General features: G+C 38.9%; 16 protein-coding genes. 7 read left to right on the top strand and 9 right to left on the bottom strand.

Annotated features, from left to right (window positions below; genetic code table 11):
• Window positions 1–6 precede the first annotated feature (6 nt).
• Genes tpiA through eno form a run of 3 tightly spaced genes read left to right on the top strand, consistent with a single transcriptional unit; the run spans window position 7 to window position 3,597 of the window.
• Window positions 7–768, top strand: coding sequence for a triose-phosphate isomerase (gene tpiA / locus AB9L17_RS20670; protein ID WP_068986837.1), 762 nt, complete (start codon window positions 7–9; stop codon window positions 766–768).
• On the top strand, window positions 761–2,302 hold the full coding sequence (gene gpmI, locus AB9L17_RS20665) for a 2,3-bisphosphoglycerate-independent phosphoglycerate mutase (RefSeq protein ID WP_068986836.1): 1,542 nt from the start codon (window positions 761–763) through the stop codon (window positions 2,300–2,302). The genes tpiA and gpmI overlap by 8 nt, the downstream gene beginning before the upstream one ends.
• A 2-nt stretch (window positions 2,303–2,304) precedes the next feature.
• Window positions 2,305–3,597 (top strand): phosphopyruvate hydratase, encoded by a 1,293-nt coding sequence (eno, locus tag AB9L17_RS20660; protein ID WP_375199734.1) that lies wholly within the window; start codon window positions 2,305–2,307, stop codon window positions 3,595–3,597.
• 199 nt (window positions 3,598–3,796) lie between these two features.
• On the opposite strand, the gene AB9L17_RS20655 is transcribed toward eno, so the two are convergent.
• Window positions 3,797–4,396, bottom strand: coding sequence for a hypothetical protein (locus AB9L17_RS20655; RefSeq protein WP_375199733.1), 600 nt, complete (start codon window positions 4,394–4,396; stop codon window positions 3,797–3,799).
• 275 nt (window positions 4,397–4,671) lie between these two features.
• On the opposite strand from AB9L17_RS20655, the gene AB9L17_RS20650 reads away from it, so the two are divergent.
• Entirely contained in the window at window positions 4,672–5,187 is a 516-nt protein-coding gene (locus AB9L17_RS20650) for a GNAT family N-acetyltransferase (protein ID WP_375199732.1), read from the top strand.
• A gap of 69 nt (window positions 5,188–5,256) precedes the next feature.
• Here the strand turns inward: AB9L17_RS20650 and dltD are convergent, their stop codons facing one another.
• The 8 genes from dltD to AB9L17_RS20610 all read right to left on the bottom strand — a co-directional run bounded on the left by dltD (window position 5,257) and on the right by AB9L17_RS20610 (window position 13,779).
• The gene (gene dltD / locus AB9L17_RS20645) at window positions 5,257–6,432 is read right to left on the bottom strand and encodes a D-alanyl-lipoteichoic acid biosynthesis protein DltD (protein ID WP_068986832.1); all 1,176 of its coding nucleotides are present in this window, start codon (window positions 6,430–6,432) and stop codon (window positions 5,257–5,259) included.
• Window positions 6,429–6,662 (bottom strand): D-alanine--poly(phosphoribitol) ligase subunit 2, encoded by a 234-nt coding sequence (gene dltC, locus AB9L17_RS20640; protein ID WP_068986831.1) that lies wholly within the window; start codon window positions 6,660–6,662, stop codon window positions 6,429–6,431. The genes dltD and dltC overlap by 4 nt, the downstream gene beginning before the upstream one ends.
• A gap of 67 nt (window positions 6,663–6,729) precedes the next feature.
• Window positions 6,730–7,893, bottom strand: coding sequence for a D-alanyl-lipoteichoic acid biosynthesis protein DltB (dltB, locus tag AB9L17_RS20635; protein ID WP_068986830.1), 1,164 nt, complete (start codon window positions 7,891–7,893; stop codon window positions 6,730–6,732).
• A complete protein-coding gene (dltA, locus tag AB9L17_RS20630; protein ID WP_375199731.1) occupies window positions 7,890–9,362 on the bottom strand; it encodes a D-alanine--poly(phosphoribitol) ligase subunit DltA in 1,473 nt (490 codons plus the stop codon). The genes dltB and dltA overlap by 4 nt, the downstream gene beginning before the upstream one ends.
• 18 nt (window positions 9,363–9,380) lie before the next feature.
• Window positions 9,381–9,518: a teichoic acid D-Ala incorporation-associated protein DltX gene (gene dltX / locus AB9L17_RS20625; protein ID WP_068986828.1), complete on the bottom strand. Its 138-nt coding sequence runs from the start codon at window positions 9,516–9,518 to the stop codon at window positions 9,381–9,383.
• 551 nt (window positions 9,519–10,069) lie between these two features.
• A complete protein-coding gene (locus tag AB9L17_RS20620) occupies window positions 10,070–11,725 on the bottom strand; it encodes an alkaline phosphatase (protein WP_375199730.1) in 1,656 nt (551 codons plus the stop codon).
• Between the two features lie 576 nt (window positions 11,726–12,301).
• Window positions 12,302–13,546, bottom strand: a complete 1,245-nt coding sequence (locus AB9L17_RS20615; RefSeq protein ID WP_375199729.1) for a transglutaminase domain-containing protein — start codon at window positions 13,544–13,546, stop codon at window positions 12,302–12,304.
• Window positions 13,547–13,629: 83 nt separating this feature from the next.
• Complete coding sequence (locus tag AB9L17_RS20610) at window positions 13,630–13,779, bottom strand: hypothetical protein (RefSeq protein WP_375199728.1); 150 nt, start codon at window positions 13,777–13,779, stop codon at window positions 13,630–13,632.
• Between the two features lie 464 nt (window positions 13,780–14,243).
• On the opposite strand from AB9L17_RS20610, the gene secG reads away from it, so the two are divergent.
• The 3 genes from secG to rnr all read left to right on the top strand — a co-directional run bounded on the left by secG (window position 14,244) and on the right by rnr (window position 18,186).
• Window positions 14,244–14,471: a preprotein translocase subunit SecG gene (gene secG / locus AB9L17_RS20605; RefSeq protein ID WP_068986825.1), complete on the top strand. Its 228-nt coding sequence runs from the start codon at window positions 14,244–14,246 to the stop codon at window positions 14,469–14,471.
• A 394-nt stretch (window positions 14,472–14,865) separates the two neighbouring features.
• Window positions 14,866–15,612: an alpha/beta hydrolase gene (locus AB9L17_RS20600; protein WP_068986824.1), complete on the top strand. Its 747-nt coding sequence runs from the start codon at window positions 14,866–14,868 to the stop codon at window positions 15,610–15,612.
• A gap of 36 nt (window positions 15,613–15,648) precedes the next feature.
• Window positions 15,649–18,186 (top strand): ribonuclease R, encoded by a 2,538-nt coding sequence (rnr, locus tag AB9L17_RS20595; protein ID WP_375199727.1) that lies wholly within the window; start codon window positions 15,649–15,651, stop codon window positions 18,184–18,186.
• The last annotated feature ends 74 nt before the right edge of the window (window positions 18,187–18,260 follow it).

Raw genomic sequence — 18,260 nt, 5'->3', positions numbered from 1 at the left:
AAAACGATGCGTAAACCAATTATTGCAGGTAACTGGAAAATGTATAAAACATTTGAAGAGGCGATCCAGTTTGTCGATGCTGTCCAGGACAAACTTCCTTCAAACGATAAAGTAGACGCTGTTGTTTGCGCACCAGCACTTTATCTACCTACACTTGTGCAGGTTGCTAGTGAATCAGAGCTAGCCATTGGCGCACAAACGATGCATTATGAAAACGAAGGTGCATTCACTGGAGAAATTAGTCCAGCACAGCTAGCAAGTGTGGAAGTAGACTATGTTATTTTAGGACACTCTGAACGTCGTGAATACTATAATGAAACAGATGAAGCAATCAATAAAAAGGTTGCTGCAGCACTTGCGCATAATATCGTACCAATTATTTGCTGTGGTGAAACGCTTGAGGAACGTGAAGCGGGAACTACTGAGCAAAAGGTTGCTCGTCAAATTACAGCGGCTCTTGCTGGTTTTGAGGCACAAGAAGTGGAGCATATGGTAATCGCCTATGAACCGATTTGGGCAATTGGTACGGGTAAAACGGCTACAGCAGAAGATGCTAACCAAGTATGCGGAGCAATTCGTGCAGTCGTTCAAAAATTATATAACGCTGAAACAGCCGATGCAGTACGCATTCAATATGGCGGTAGCGTAAAACCTGAAAACATTCAGGAATTATTATCAAAAGAGCATATCGACGGCGCTTTAGTCGGTGGTGCAAGCTTACAACCAGAATCTTATTTAACATTATTGGAGGCGGCAGCAAATGCCTAAAAAGCCAGTAGCATTAATTATTTTAGATGGCTTTGCATTTCGTGATGAAACTTTCGGGAATGCAGTAGCACAAGCAAACAAACCTAATTTTGATCGTTTTTGGAATGAGTTCCCGCACGCAACATTAACTGCAGCAGGTGAAGCTGTGGGTTTACCTGATGGTCAAATGGGGAATTCTGAAGTTGGGCATCTGAATATCGGTGCTGGGCGTATTGTTTATCAAAGCTTAACACGCTTAAACAAATCGATTCGTGAAGGGGATTTCTTTACGAATACAGCATTTTTGGATGCAATAGCGCATGCTAAAGCGCATCAATCAAAGCTTCATGTTATGGGCTTACTTTCAGATGGTGGCGTACATAGCCATTATGAGCATATGTTTGCACTATTAAAGCTTGCAAAACAACAAGGTTTAGACGAGGTCTTTGTACATGGTTTCTTAGATGGTCGTGATGTTGGACCAAAAACAGCACTAGACTATATTGAAGAAACCGAAAAACAAATGGCGGAAATTGGCGTAGGTCAATTCGCTTCCGTTCATGGTCGTTACTATGCAATGGATCGTGATAAACGCTGGGATCGTGTAGCCCTTACGTACAATGTACTAGTAGATGGTGTTGGTCAAACAGCTGACAGTGCAAGAAGTGGTGTCGCAGAATCATATGAGCGTGATGTAACAGATGAATTTGTCATTCCATTCAGCATTCAAGAGCATGGGGAGCCAGTGGCAACGATTAACGATAACGACGCTGTTATTTTCTTTAACTTCCGTCCTGATCGTGCCATTCAACTGTCAAAAGTATTTACTAATAGTGAGTTTGATGGCTTTGCTTTATCAGCGAAACATCCACAAAATTTAAAATTTGTGTCATTCACACATTATAGTGATGAAGTAAATGCTCAAGTTGCCTATGCAAACGACAACTTAAAAAATACAATTGGTGAAGTGTTAGCTTCTAATGGCAAAACACAGCTACGTATTGCAGAAACAGAAAAGTATCCGCATGTGACATTCTTTATGAGTGGTGGTCGTGAGGAGAAATTTGAAGGTGAAGAGCGTATTTTAATTGCATCTCCAAAGGTTGCAACATACGATTTAAAACCTGAAATGAGTGCCTATGAGGTAACAGAAGCATTGCTTGCAGAGATTGCGGCCGATAAATTTGATGGGATCATACTTAATTTCGCTAACCCAGATATGGTTGGGCATAGTGGAATGTTAGAGCCAACGATTAAAGCCATTGAAGCAGTCGATGAATGTCTTGGTAAAGTAGTAGATGCACTCCTTGCAAAAGGTGGCGCAGCTATTATTACAGCTGACCATGGTAACTCTGATGAAGTTCTTACTTTAGTAGGGGAGCCAATGACAGCTCATACAACAAATCCTGTTCCAGTAATTGTGACAAAACCAAATTTAATGTTAAGAAATGGTGGCATTTTAGCCGATTTGGCGCCTACCATGTTAGAATTATTAGAGGTGTCACAACCTTCTGAAATGACAGGACAATCATTAATTGAAAAAGAGGAGAATTAATTATGCCATTTATTACACAAATTTATGCGCGCGAAGTTTTAGACTCACGTGGGAACCCAACAGTAGAAGTTGAAGTATTTACAGAATCAGGCGCTTTTGGTCGCGCTATCGTGCCATCAGGTGCATCTACAGGTGAATACGAGGCAGTAGAGTTACGCGACGGTGACAAATCACGTTACCTAGGCAAAGGTGTATTAAAAGCAGTTGAAAATGTAAACACAATCATTGCAGAAGAGTTCGAAGATAACTATTCTGTTCTTGACCAAGTAGTGATCGACAAAGCTTTAATCGAGCTAGATGGCACAGAAAACAAAGGTAAATTAGGTGCCAACGCCATTCTAGGTGTATCGATGGCAGTTGCACATGCTGCGGCAGATTATTTAGATGTACCTCTTTATCAATACCTTGGTGGGTTTAACTCAAAACAACTACCAGTACCAATGATGAACATCATAAATGGTGGCGCTCACGCTGACAACAACGTAGATATTCAAGAATTCATGGTAATGCCTGTAGGCGCTGAATCATTCCGTCATGCATTACGTATGGGTGCTGAAATCTTCCACAACTTAAAAGCAGTACTTAAAGCTAAAGGCTATAATACGGCTGTAGGTGACGAAGGTGGTTTCGCACCAAACCTTGGTTCGAATGAAGAAGCCATTACTGTAATTTTAGAAGCAATCGAAAAAGCTGGCTATAAACCAGGTGAAGAAGTAAAACTTGCAATGGACGTTGCTTCATCTGAATTATTCAATAAAGAAGATGGCAAATATCACTTAGATGGTGAAGGTGTTGTCAAAACTTCTGAAGAAATGGTTGACTGGTACGAAGAGCTTACAAATAAATATCCAATCATCTCAATTGAAGATGGCTTAGACGAAAACGACTGGGCTGGACACAAATTATTAACAGATCGCATTGGCGCTCGCGTACAATTAGTAGGCGACGATCTATTCGTAACAAATACGAAAAAATTAACAGCTGGTATTGAGCAAGGTGTTGGTAATGCAATCCTTATCAAAGTAAACCAAATCGGTACGTTAACAGAAACATTTGAAGCGATCGAAATGGCAAAACGCGCTGGTTACACAGCAGTTATCTCTCACCGTTCTGGTGAATCTGAGGATGCAACAATTGCTGATATCGCAGTGGCTACAAACGCTGGTCAAATTAAAACAGGTGCTCCATCTCGTACAGACCGCGTAGCTAAATACAACCAACTTCTTCGCATCGAAGATCAACTTGGTGTAACAGCTGAATACCTTGGTTTAAAATCTTTCTATAACTTAAAATAATCATGGTAGCTGCTATTATTCAGTAGCTTTACGGACATCGCCTCAAAGGTATACAAATACTTTTGAGGCGATTTTTTTGTTGCTCGGATTATCCAAGAAGGTAGGGTGGAAAAGAGCGCGGGTTCCCGAGAGAACTGCTCTGGCACGATAAAAACCCCACTATAATTAAAGTGCACCGTATATGCCCTTGAAATTAGGTTTACTTTTCAGTTATTTTTAATTTTAATAAATAGACAAGATGGTCATCATCTATCATTTTTTTTACTTCAATCTCGTCTTGTAAGTCGTATGTTCGTATAGAGTTTCCTTTTGATTCTCTGTATACTCCCAGTAAATAGGTTTCATTTAATTCTAATTTTACTGTTTCATCGCCAATTGCATATTCCCATCCACTAATACTAGCAACAGATTGAGATTTGTCGATTTTCTGAGGAGTTGTTTTAACACTTGGCCCATAAAGAAAAGCAAGAGATGTATCGTCAGCATTGATGATGCCAAGTCCTATATTACCTTCCTCTAATTTCTTTGGACTTAGCCCATAGGAAAGTGCGATTAATGATTTAGACTCCAATTGTCCATCTTTGTAACTTTCAACCCAAAGGTCAACCCAATTTTTATCGGTATTATTTAATTTGAAATCAAAGTCGAATACTATCCCTAAATGTAATTCTTCAAAAGTAGTCACATATTCAGAATCCGTGTTAATTGAAATAGTCGCTAACTCTGTATCCTTTTGATTAGCACAACCTGAAAGCAATAACAAAAGTAATGTTGATACGATACTAAAAATTTTTCTCAATACATCAACCTCGCCTTTTATGAATTGACTGCCCTTTATTTAATGAAGGCAACTTGTTTTATATATTATTATTCGGCAAATATTGTAAGTGAACCTTGTACTGCTTTTAACGGAATGGATGCATTTTTTTCGTTTGTCCATCTTTACATGACCCAGTGAAATTGGATTTACTTTTTCTAGTATCAGAGCTATGCAAGTGCAGTTGTTCGTCCGTTATTATATAGTTAAAAAGGTTAGAAAATGGAGAATACAATACCGAAAGGAAAGTGGAAACTATGAAAGTTCTTGAAACAGAACGACTCACGCTTCGGTTACAAACTACAGAGGATGCGGATTTTATCCTTGAGCTAGTGAATGATCCTTCGTGGCTGCAGTTCATTGGTGATCGTGGTGTGAGAACAGTAGAGGATGCACGTGAATATATATTGAATTCAATTAACATGTATGAGAAATCTGGCTTCTGTTTTTATTTAGTTGAAAGAAAAGAAGATAATATCCCGCTTGGAATTTGCGGTCTAGTTAAAAGAGACTCGCTAGAAGATGTGGATATTGGCTTCGCTTTTCTCCCTACGTATTGGGGAAAAGGATACGCCTATGAAGCCGCTTCAGCAGTATTAGCATATGGTCTAGATACACTAGGACTAAAGCGTATTGTAGCGATCACAACTCAAGATAATTACGCTTCAGCAAAGTTACTCGAAAAGGTAGGCTTGAAGTTTGAGAGATTAGTCCAACTTTCGAATGATGAAGAAGAACTAAAACTCTTTTCATTAGATAGAAGCACAGTATGAAAAAGAGACAGTCTTTCGTGGTGAACACGTTAGACTGTCTCTTTGCTCGTTAAACGACAACAATGCTTGTTATTGCTGTTCCCAATATTTGTCTAGCTCTTGGTCTACATATACCCAGCCTTTCCATGCGATATGAATCGTATCCATTATAAAATACGGATCATATTCATGGTCAGAGAAGTCAACATATGGAACATTCGCATCCGTTAAGATTTGCTCCATTTTTGCGTAATACTTTTGTCGACGTTCCTCAGGGTATGCCGTGTAGTCATACCAATGACCATTGACCGGAATAGAGATAAATAGTGGCTTTGCACCAGCATCCTTTAACACATCAATAACTAACTGAAAATCTTCATATTCGGGTGAATCCGTATAATCTTCGTCTTTACGCATGCCTTCAAACTTAGATAAATTCGCATTTACAAGCCGTTTATAAAATTTATTTTCAATCATTAAATCATTGGATACACGTTTGTCGCCATATTCCTCAGCATGTTGCAATTGTTGCTCAAATGTTTGATTCGTTACTAGTTTGTCATTACTTTTTAATTTATGAGACTCTCGCGGGAAAATGGAGTAATACAAATCTTTTTTCTCTAGCATTTCCTTTTGAACACGACCAGCCATCAGGGCAAGGCGTCCAACGATAGGTCTTTTCTTCCCGTCGGATAATTTATACTCATAAATCGTTTTTAACAGTTGATCTCGATTTACTGTATCGAATTCTAAAAGCCGTTTCATTGCTCGATTTCGAAGCTCTTCATCAATGTCCTTATTGTATGCTAAATCGTAGGCATGCAACATCGAATAGTTAGGAGAAAAATGTAATTCATCCATTCCTTTTTTCGTAAACCATTGAGGAGAAATGATGAATACAATTTTTTTATCCTTTAAATTGTTCTCCTGTGCAGCAAAATTTAAAAAGTGTGTAATTGACTGCATACCTCCTCGCCCAATCATAAACGGCGTATACGGGGCATCCGTAGCTCGCGCATAATTATAAGGGTGGAAGGGGTCAAAACGATTTAGTTCTGAGGAGCCATATAAAGGCAAGGAATTAGCCTCCTGCAACATCCGCTCCTGGTAATACATACCTTGGAACACTAACGGAGACATACTGGTTTTTACCTGCTCTACATCTTCATCTGAAATCCAAGCTTTGATCCAGGAGTTAGGGAAGAATAAAAAGGCAGCAAAAAGAACAAACGCAATTAAAAGTGATAAAAAGCCTTTCTTTATCATTGTCTTTCAGCTAATTTCGCTGCAATACGATTTGGCGTGTTCCATTCCTCACGGTTAAAATCAGTAATTGGCACTGAGATGTCAAAGCGGTTTTCAATTTCAACTAATAAATTAATCGTACCGAATGAATCAAGAAGTCCTTCTTCAAATAAATCGATATCTGGGTTTTCTGAAACAATATCGTCCTCGCATAACTCTACTAACATTTCTAAAACTTGTTGTTTATCCATAATAATAATTCTCCTTTATTGTATAGGCTGTGTTATTTAGCAATGATTCATCGTAACAAGCCGTTGTTTAAAATAATGTTCCTGAAAAAATATAGAAGCCAAAGCAAATTGCATTAAAAGTGATAAACACGCCGATTGCATGTGTCCATTTATTTTTTGGCCAAAGCTTATGCTTTTTATTCCAGCGTTCGAATTTATCGAAGCTGATAATCAATAAGGCATGGTAGAGACCGTAGACAACAAAGTGCCATTCCAATCCATGCCAAATCCCCATTAAAAAGAAGAGTAAAAAGAAGCCAAGATACGAAATTGCATATTTGTTTTTAATCCATTTTTTCTTCGTCATCCAAAGCACAAAGCGCATATAGACATAATCTCTGAACCAGAATGAAAGGCTCATATGCCAGCGGTTCCAGAAGTCTTTAATATTTCGACTTGTGAATGGACGGTTAAAGTTAATAGGCGTTTGAATACCCATAATGCGACTGACACCAACAGCGAAAGCACTATAGCCCGCAAAATCGAAAAATAAATAAAAACTATACATATACATATACGCTAAGTGCCCTTGAAAAGGTGTCAAATAGTTATACGTATGATTTGGTAAATACATCAGTGCGTAGTTGTATATTAAATAAGCCAAAATAAATTTATATAAAAAGCCTACAAATATATAATTTATCCCACTTAACAGTAGCTTTTGATAGTCTTCACCAGACGGCACGGTATGCATATCTTTAGAAAAGCGTCGCCAACGATCGATCGGTCCCGAAGATACAGTTGGGAAGAACAGTAAGAAATAGGCAAGCTCCACTGCTGAAATTTTATCCTTAATTAAGCCATCGCGTGTCTCTAAAATCATTTGGATCGCTTTAAAGGTGATATAGGATACCCCTAAGAAGCCAAATAAATTTTTAAGACCAAGTATCGGAAGAACCTTTACAAGTACAAGCGGCAAAATGGACAAGAGCACAGCGATAATGAATATGGAAGTGCTATTCTTCTGTAATCGATATTTTTGGTAAGCGATGATTAATACTAACTGAAATAGTGTAAATAGTATAAGAGAAATTGAGCCGTTAAGGGAGTGACCAAATATAATTGCTAAAACGATAATCGAAATAAAGATATTATAGCCTTTAGCTGATTTTCCACGTAGCCCTAAAATAATTGTTGGCAATAACAAAATACCAATGATGATGAAAAAACCTATATTTCCAAAAGGCGTCATACTGTCTCCATAACCGCCAATCCTTTACGATCAACTTTACCGTTAGTATTTAAAGGTAAAGTGTCAATGTATTTGAAAGTTTTCGGAATCATATAAGATGGTAAATAATCCGATAACAAGGCTTTTAGTTGCTTCGTCATTTTGAAAGCAGAGTCCGTTAAAGGCTCTCGAAGAACAATAAAAGCACTTAGTGAAATAATCTCATCATTTTTATAGATTGGAATAACAACACAGCTAGAAACAGGTGGAAGATTGCCAATTTGTTTTTCAATCTCTTCGATTTCTAAACGATAACCGTGCAATTTTACCTGAAAATCCTTTCGTCCAGCAAAGAACAGATAACCATCCTTTTCATAACCCATGTCCCCAGTTTTATAAATACGTTGATCCCCTATTGTAGGAAAGGCCGCAAGTGTTAAGTCAGGCGCCTCAAGATAGCCTGCACTAACAGTTGGTCCAGAAATAATAATCTCGCCATCTTCTAGTAAGGCTAGATTAGGCTCAGATTGAGGTGCGATTGGTAATTGATCAAATTGCTCTAAAAGCTCCGCTGTTACTTCTACATAAGATACAGCAACGGTTGTTTCAGTAGGGCCATATAAATTAAAAATAGATGCTTGTGGGAAGCGTTGCATTAATTCTTTTGCTAAGGATATTGGCAAAACCTCTCCGCAGAACAAAAACGTATTTAAAGAAGGCATTAACGCTTGATGCCACTCTTTGTTCATTAAACAAATTTTTGCAAAGGAAGGTGTGGAAGTCCAAACTCGAATACCAGAAGTAGCTAATGAATCGAACAACGCCTTTGGATTAGCAATTTGCTCTTGCGTGATTGCGTAAAGCGTCTGCCCACTAACGAGTGCAGGATATAAATCCATTACAGATAAATCAAAGGAGTAAGGCGCTTGATTTAGAAATACACCAGATTCTTGTAAGGGGAAGTGTTCGTGCATCCAAGCAACAAAGTGTGCTAAATTATCGGCTGTAATTTGGACACCCTTTGGTTTACCAGTAGAACCAGATGTGTAAATAATATAATGAATTTCTTGCTCCTGAACCCATGTTGAAGGTTGTGTTGAAATGTTGCTAGTTTGAGTCACTACATCACTTACCTCCACGACAGGAACGGACTGGTGCGTACTTAATGCTTCAGTCTTTAGTAGTAAGCAAGCCTGAGACGCTTCTATAATGATTTGTAGCCTTTCAGACGGTGTAGATGAGTCAACAGGTACATAAGGATGCCCAGCCTTTACAGCACCTAAAAAAGCAACAATTTGTAAAGGCGACATATGCCCATAGACGACAATGGGTTGTTGCCTTTTTAAATCAAGAGCTTTTAAATAGTGTGCTACACAATCAGATAGATGCCAAAGCTCACCATACGTTAAGGACTCATTATTGGTTTGATATGCAGTTCGATGTGGATGTTCATGTGCCACATTTTGAATAGCCTCTAAAATACTTAACATAATTTAGATCTCCTTTTCTTAAAATTCCGTATATATAAATGGTCCTGCGTTCATATCATGGAAGCCATGAATAAGAAACAAGAGCACCAAAATGAGGAAATAAAATAGTGTAAAGCCTATAAAACGAAAAAGCTCATTATTTTTGATGGATTGCATTTGTCCACCTCCAATTATAAATGAAAAAAAAGACTATAACTTTGTAAATATACTAAAGAAATAGATATTTTTTCAAGTTATTTTAAGTAACCTTTTATCCTTTTATTAAATTTTTATCACTGTTTTGACGGAATGTGGAGAAAAATGTTGCTGAATTTCAAAAAATTCATTAAACCATAAGAAAAGTTTAAGGTAAATTTAAGGTTTTGGAAAAGTGCCTTAAAATGAAGCTAAGAAATTGGTTTATTAAAGTCATTTTTCCATCTCAATCTGCACCTAAAAAGATGGCTCGTCACTATAACGGGGGGATTTCCGGTCCAGCTCTTCCGTTATAGTAAGCATAATAAATTAAAGTAAACTCAAAGTAAATGCAATGAAAAATGTTGGTATTTTTTAAGAGCAGCAGCTGTAATGATGAGATGAAAGGAAGGGGAATAGTGGGAAGATGATGAAATTGGCGATCTTTTGAGGGCTGTTGCGATCCATATTTGAGCAAAAAGAAAAGTGCTATCATAAGTTAATCAACTCAATTTATGATAGCACTCCAATTATTATTTGATTACATTTAAAACTTTTTTTGAAACGTAAAATTCAGTGCCGTTGTAGACATTGATTGTGTCAAATGTATGAGTCTTTGTCGTCTTTGTTGATGTATCCTCATAAATCAACGTGTTTTTATTCACTGGAATTGTAAACGTTACATCATCTTTTTGTGCAATAAATTTAGGGTTTTCTTTGTCAGCTAAGTCAATTTTAGTTGTGTAGCCTTTATCTTTGAATGCTTTTGTAGCTGGGATATATAAATCATCTGTAAGTTTGTTTAAATCAAAGCCCATAAACTGTGCCATTGAATGTGCTAAGTCTGTGTTTTCGACAAGTCCTGTAATTTTAGATGGTCCGTATGAGTATAAGAATACATCCTCACCAGTATGCCCACCCGTTGTATAGCCAATGTTTGCACGATTTGCAAGCATTTTCACCATCTCGTCGCCGATGTCTTTAGCCGATTTTAGTGTTGCAAGCTCGTCCTCCGTTAAATTATCTAATCCATAAAGTGCCGCGACTTCTACAAGATTTGATTTATCTTCTTTTAATTGGCTTAGCGCACCTTCAACTGTCATCGTAGCTTTCTTCAGAGGGTCAATATAGGCAGAAACAGGGATGCTAGAGTAAGTACTTGACGTGTTAGCATTACCCATCGTAATACCACTATTACCATGGTCTGTAACAGCAATGACCATTGTATTGCCATCTTCTTTTGCAAAATCAACGGCTTCTTTGACAGCATCATCAAACGATAAAATATCGGAAATTATGCCGATTGTGTCATTATTGTGAGCTGCCCAGTCTACCTTACTGCCTTCTACAAATAAGAAGAAGCCGTCCTCATCCTTTTTAAGGGTATCAATAGCTTTACCAGTCATTTCAGCAAGCGTTGGCTCAGTTGGTTTAGTTTTAGCACGATCTAAATCGTAGGCAAGAGCACTTGGAGCAAAGCTTCCCCAAATTTTTGATGAAGTACTATTTAGGAGCTCATCACGCGTTTTAACGATGTCATAATTTTTTTCATTTAGGACATTCACTAAATTTTCGCCATCTTTACGAGCATTTTTTGTTGTGCCTGGCGTCAGTGACTCCGATCCGCCACCTAATACAACATCAATGTTTTGATAAACTTGCTGCTCAGCGATGTTATCATATTGGCTTCTATTAGTAACATGTGCAGAGAAGCCTGCTGGTGTCGCATGTTGAATTTCGGAAGTAGAAATCAATCCAGTTGCCTTGCCCTGTTGTTTCGCCCCTTCTAACACATTGGCTACAGGTTTAAAGGCATCCTCTTTTGCAACTTGCTCTAGCCCAGGTGATTTAACCGTAGCTGGTAACACACCGACAAATTTATCATTGGATTTATGACCAGTTGCTAACGCAGTAGCGGCAGGGGCTGAGTCTGTAATTGCTGATTCAGCAGAATACGTACGTACGCCACCTGATAAAATTTCGTCCATGGCTAAGTTTTCACCTTTGTACCAACGAGAAAGTGTTACGGCATTATTACTACTACCATCCATCACGAGCATAATAACATTTGTTGGTTTTGTTGTTTTTTCTACCTCAGCTGCTTGTACTTGTGGTTGAGCGATACTAAATGTCGATAAAGTTAGGGCACTTGCTAAAAACAATGAACTCCATTTTTTTGAGTATTTCATGATTTTCCTCCTCTGTGCTTTGTTAAAATTTTATCTTCCTATTGATGACTTACTAAAAGTTGCTTTCCATTGACATTAAAACCATCTCGAAATAGTGGTATGTGGGTACAGTACCTCAGGTTAAAAGAGATGAGGAATATTTTTTTGAAAATTAAGAAAAATGACAATGGACATAATAGATGATATGTAAGGTTGTTAAAGCAATGAACTACTTTTTCTAGTATTTCATAATTTTCCTCCTTTTGGTTAATCCATAAATAAGTGTAAAGGAAGGTTGTAAAGCTAGAATTAATATATTGTTAACAAATTGTGGGTATATTGTAAAAATGATCTTCATCACCAAGACGTGTGGTTGATTTCCGTTCCGGCTGAGGGCGTCCGATGAGCCGCTTGGGCCGACACGATGTTGGTCACGAATGTTATCACAGGACGTGATGTTTTTAGTCTTCGTTCCTCTATCGCTGATCCCCAAGGAGTCGCCCAGCCTCCACTCCGGAATATGGAAGGAGAAATAGAATCTGCTTACTATCCATTGATGGAAGTTCGCAGATTCTTTGGGTAATTTTTATGGCTCGGCTAGAAAGAATGTTCCTCACCGTCGATGGTTTCATAAAGTAAAACACCGTCATCATCAACGAATAAATTTAGAACTTCTTCCTCTAATAACACTTCTTCTGAGCCATCGTTTACATTAATTTTTGTTAAATAGCCTGCATTGTCATAATCACTGCAATAAATCACATCGTCAAAAGCAGCTAAGTAGTAGCAGGCTGTTTCAGTAATTCGTGCAGTTTGTTTTGTTGCTACATTATAGGAGTACACCATGCTATCGGCCAGGCTATTATAATAAATAACGTCTCCAACGGTATCTGCGTACCACATGTCATGCATAAAGTCGTAAGCATTACTTGTAGCAGCAAAATAGTTTTCCTTTGCCCATAGATGATCTTCACTTAGTTTTTCGTCATTCACTAAAAAATATGCGTAGGAAATAGCGTAAGGCTCATCCGGATCGACATCATTCCAAGTTGTATCAATATGGTACCAATTACCGTCAACACTTACTAAATTCCATGCATGAAGCTGATTATCGCTGTAGCCATAGACATATTTTGTGTCGAGACCTGCCGCCAAAAATAAACGATAGGCTAATAATGCGTAAGCTTGACAAACCCCAGTTTCTTCACTGATTAATTCATAAACTGATTGACCATAAGACTCACTTTCTTCCGTATAAGTAGCAAGTTGTACGATATAGTCATTAACGGTTTTTGCACGACTAAAGTCATCCATGTCATTTGTGATATACAAATTAGCAAAATCTTTAACATACGAATCAACAATCTTTTCTTGCTCGGCATCTGTGTAATATGTAAAGTTAAATTCGACTAAGTAGCCGTTATCCCTTTCCGTTGCTTCCCATGTAGCGCCTTCAATATATCCTGCAGTATAAGGGTTAACAAAGGAAATTAAGCTAATCAAATCATTTAGCTGTACTTCAAATGTATCCCAATCTAATTTTCCTCTATACAATACTTTAAAATTTGGCTCAAATTTTGATATTCCCTTTTCAACTTTCTTTGAAAATTGAAGCAAAGCAGGATCTTCTTTGAATAATGTCGTTGAAAAAAGATCGTCCGTTGTAAAATCGGCCGACGGTGCTTTGCTAGCAGGTTGCTTTTCTTCCGTAAAGGCTTCTTCTTTCGGTGCAGGTTCCTCTTCCTCTTCTATTAGTGCATCGATTGCCCAGATCGTAGCTGTACAACCGGTAAGCAAGCTTAAAGGAATAAGCAAAAAAATCAGCCATACATACTTTTTCATATTTACCCCCATTAATATTACATTTTTAACTATTATAGGGTAATGTGCTGGGAAGGTGTAATACTATTTTTCGTAAAAAGGACTCATCGAAATAATGTGAGGTTGATTTCCGTTCCGGCTGGGCGCTTTGTTGTTGCTGTCGTTGCACTTTCGCACAGAGCAAAGCTTCCTGGGGGCGTCCGATGAGCCGCTTTTGTTGTTGCTGACGCTTCGCTTTCGCACAGATAAAACATTTGCTGCCGCTACGTTAACACTACGCTTTCGCACAGAAAACATCCGCTTCGCTGCAGGGTCTCGGGGCAACAGATGTTTTTTGCGCGAAAGCGTAGCGGCAGCAGCACCGATGTTGGTCACGAAGGCGTTATCACAGGACGTGATGGTTTTAGCCTTCGTTCCTCTATCGCTAATCCCCAAGGAGTCGCCCAGCCTCCACTCCAATCAACTCATATACATATTCATGTCACCAAATAGAGGCGGGAGAGTTAAAACATATGCCGCTGGTTTAAGTTACTTTTCAATGGGGTCATCCGATGAAATAAGTTAAAGCCCCTGGGGGATTAAATGTAATCAATGATAATCTGTAAAACTAACTTAAATGGGAAAAACAAGGTTATTTATTAATCTCAGTTTGTCAAGGCAACCTTTTTTTGTTATAATGTGATTTGTTGTGATGTTCGAAGTTCGGGAGGTGCAGTGGATGCATACAGTAGTATTAGTTTCATTAATTATCGTATCAATAGCGTTAATCGTTGTAGTATTACTTCAATCAAGTAAAAGTGCAGGCTTGTCAGGTGCCATCTCGGGTGGAGCTGAACAACTATTTGGAAAGCAAAAAGCACGTGGTATGGATCTGATCCTTCACCGTGCAACAGTTGTGTTAGCAATATTATTCTTTATTTTAGCACTCGCTATTACAAAAATCTAATAGTTGAAGATATATCGCCTAACCTTACTGGTTGGGCGTTTTCTTTTATAGTACTAATTATTTGAACCCAATACATAGTTAGTTTAGTAAAGTGAATACCCGCGCGGAGCAGGGAAAGCCTGATGGATAGAATTCTCCAAATCGTGGATAGAACCCATGAAGTCGTGGATAGACCCCTCAAAATCGTGGATAGAAGAGCCAAAATGATGGATAGAATCCCAAAAGTGCCGGATAGAATCCTCAAAATGCCAGAAAGACTATCGGAATGCCAAAAAGCCCCATGAAATTAACCGATAAAACCTCATAAAAAAAGTAACGATTGCCAAAGCTTTTGAGGAAGCTTCTGTATGGCTATAATGGTAATAGTATGTATAAGGATGAAGGAGAGCTCGCAATGAAAAAATCATTATCACAGCCTTTTTTCTTTCAAGCAGGTCCACGAGCCGTTTTATTACTGCATGGCTTTACAGGTAGCTCGGCAGATGTGCGAATGCTCGGAAGATTTTTAGAGAAAAAAGGGTATACTACATTAGCACCTCATTATAAAGGTCACGGTGTGGAACCGGAAGAACTCATCACAACAGGTCCTGCTGATTGGTGGCAAGATGTCGTAGCCGCATACAAACAGTTACAGGAAGCGGGCTATCAGGAAATTGCTGTGGCTGGACTGTCATTGGGTGGTGTGATGGCTTTAAACGTTGCGCTTAATAATCCAGTTAAAGGGATCGTGACAATGTGTTCCCCGATGACGATGCGCACAACGGACATTATGTTCGAAGGTGTACTGAAATATGCAAGGGACTATAAAAAGTTTCAAGGTAAAGACGAAGAGCAAATCGAAGCTGAAGTTTCGTTAATTGCTGAAAAGGGCATGCCTTCTCTACAAGAGTTGCGAGAATTTATTGATCGGACACGTCAGGAAATTGACATGATTTATGCACCAATTTTTGTCGTTCAGGCGACAAATGATGAGGTAATTGAGACAGAATCTGCCAACATTATATATAATCAAACTGAGTCACTTGAAAAACAAATCAAGTGGTATGAAAACTCAAAACATGTTATTACGTTAGATCAAGAAAAAGATCAGTTACATGAAGATATTTTTCACTTTTTAGAAAGCCTAAATTGGGCACAATAAATTATAAGAAGGATTTTCTCATGAAGGAGGGAAATTATGAAAGACCAAAATAATTCACTACAAAGTCGTTTACTCGATTTTTTCGGTGAAGAAGAGTATAAACCATTAACAGTTGGCGAAATCGAGGACGTATTTGGCTTTAAGGATGCTGACGAATTTAAAGAACTAGTGAAAACGTTAGTGCGCATGGAGGCGCAAGGCTTAGTTGTTCGTTCCCGCTCTAATCGTTATGGTTCACCAGAGCGCATGAATTTACTTCGAGGTAAGTTTATCGGGCATGCGAAAGGCTTCGGCTTCGTCGCACCTGATATTGAAGGAATGGATGATGTTTTCATTCCACCGCATGAAGTAAACGGTGCAATTAACGGCGATATCGTTCTGATTCGTGTGTTAAAGGAATCATTCGGTGATCGCCGTGAAGGAACAGTGACAAAGGTAGTAGAACGTGGACAAACAAGCTTTGTCGGAACATTCCAAGCAAATCGAGGCTTTGGCTTTGTTGTGCTAGATGACAAAAAACTACCGATGGACATTTTCATTGCGAAGGGTGATACATTAGGAGCTGTCGATGGTCACAAGGTTGTCGTTGAGGTAGCTACTTGGCCAGAGGATTTAAAATCAGCTACAGGCTATATCACGAAAATTTTAGGGCACAAAAATGACCCAGGTGTCGACATTCTATCTATTTTATATAAGCATGACATTCCACCTGAATTCCCAGAAGAAGTGGTTGCTGCTGCACAAAGTGTGCCAGATGAAATTACAGCGGCAGATTTAGAAGGGCGCCGTGATTTACGCCATGAAACGATCGTGACAATCGATGGTGCTGATGCAAAGGATTTGGATGATGCTGTTACCGTAACGAAAAACGTCGACGGTACTTATAAACTTGGTGTACATATTGCAGATGTTAGTTATTATGTAACTCAAGGCTCTGTAATAGATATTGAAGCGTATGATCGTGCAACAAGTGTATATTTAACAGACCGCGTTATTCCAATGATTCCACATCGACTATCGAATGGTATCTGTTCATTAAATCCACAGGTTGATCGACTAGTACTGTCCTGTGAAATGATTATTGATGCAAATGGTAATGTCGTATCACATGAAATTTTCCAAAGTGTCATTAAAACGACAGAACGTATGACATATAAAGATGTATACAAGATTTTAGAGGAGCAAGACGAGGCATTAATTGCCCGCTATGAGCCACTAGTACCAATGTTTAAACATATGGCTGAGCTGTCTAACATTTTACGTACTAAACGTACACTGCGTGGTGCAATTGACTTTGACTTTAAAGAATCTAAAGTGATCGTGGACGAAGATGGCTGGCCAATTGATATTGAATTACGTGAACGTACAGTAGCTGAGAAATTAATTGAAGATTTCATGCTAGCAGCGAATGAAACAGTAGCAGAGCACTTCCATTGGATGAATGTACCGTTCCTATACCGTATTCACGAAGATCCAAAGCCAGAAAAGCTACAACGCTTCTTTGAATTTGTCACGAATTTCGGTATTTTAATTAAAGGGACAGGAAATACGGTACATCCGAAAGCACTACAGGATGTATTGAAAGCCATTGAAGGTATGCCAGAGGAGCCTGTGATTTCAACGATGCTTCTACGCTCGATGCAACAGGCGAAGTATTATCCGGAAAGCTTAGGCCACTTTGGTTTATCAACTGATTTCTATACACACTTTACGTCACCGATTCGCCGTTATCCGGACTTAATCGTGCATCGTTTAATTCGAACGTATTTACTTAATAAAGATACATCGAGAGAAACGGTTGCACAGTGGAGCATGGCAATGGATGAAATTGCGGATCATACTTCAGAGCGTGAACGCCGTGCTGTCGATGCAGAGCGTGATACAGATGCACTGAAAAAGGCTCAATACATGTCCGATAAAATTGGTGAGGAGTTTGAAGGGATCGTTTCATCTATTACCAACTTCGGTATTTTCGTGGAGCTTCCAAATACGATTGAAGGTCTTGTCCATATTAGCAATATGACAGACGACTACTACCGTTTTGACGACCGTCAAATGATTATGATTGGTGAACGTACAAATCGTCAATTCCGTATTGGTGATGAAGTTACAGTACGTGTAGCAAATGTTATTATTGAGGAGTCATCAATTGACTTTGAAATCGTCGGAATGGTAACGTCTTATGGACGAACACGAAAAGCAGCACCTACTGTTATTCACGCACGCAAAAATTATAGCGACAACAAAGATGGTCGTAATGGCCGTAGAGGTGGACGCAAAGAAGAAGAAAGAGGCGGACGTGGTAGTCGCAGTGGTCGCAACGAAGAAGTAAGAGGTGGACGTGGCAGCCGTGGAGGTCGCAACGAAGAAGAACGTGGTGGACGTGGCAGTCGCGGAGGTCGCAATGAAGAAGGACGAAGCGGACAAGGAGAGCGACGTGAAAACGACCGTGATCCACGAGGACGCCGCAAAGATGGTTCAAGCCCAGGCCCTAAAAAAGGCGTGAAGCAAAAGCAAAAATTCTACGAGGGCGTAGCCAAGAAAAACAAAAAGAAAAAAACAAAACGTAAATAAAAGCAAGGCGAAAGCACCAATTATCACATTACTGGTGCTTTCGCTTAATCAATAATAAAGCAGGTAATTCCTGC

Origin of the sequence: Lysinibacillus sp. RS11, assembly GCF_042019215.1 — a bacterium.
Lineage (GTDB): Bacteria > Bacillota > Bacilli > Bacillales_A > Planococcaceae > Lysinibacillus > Lysinibacillus xylanilyticus_A.
This window is presented reverse-complemented; position numbering and strand designations above follow the sequence as displayed.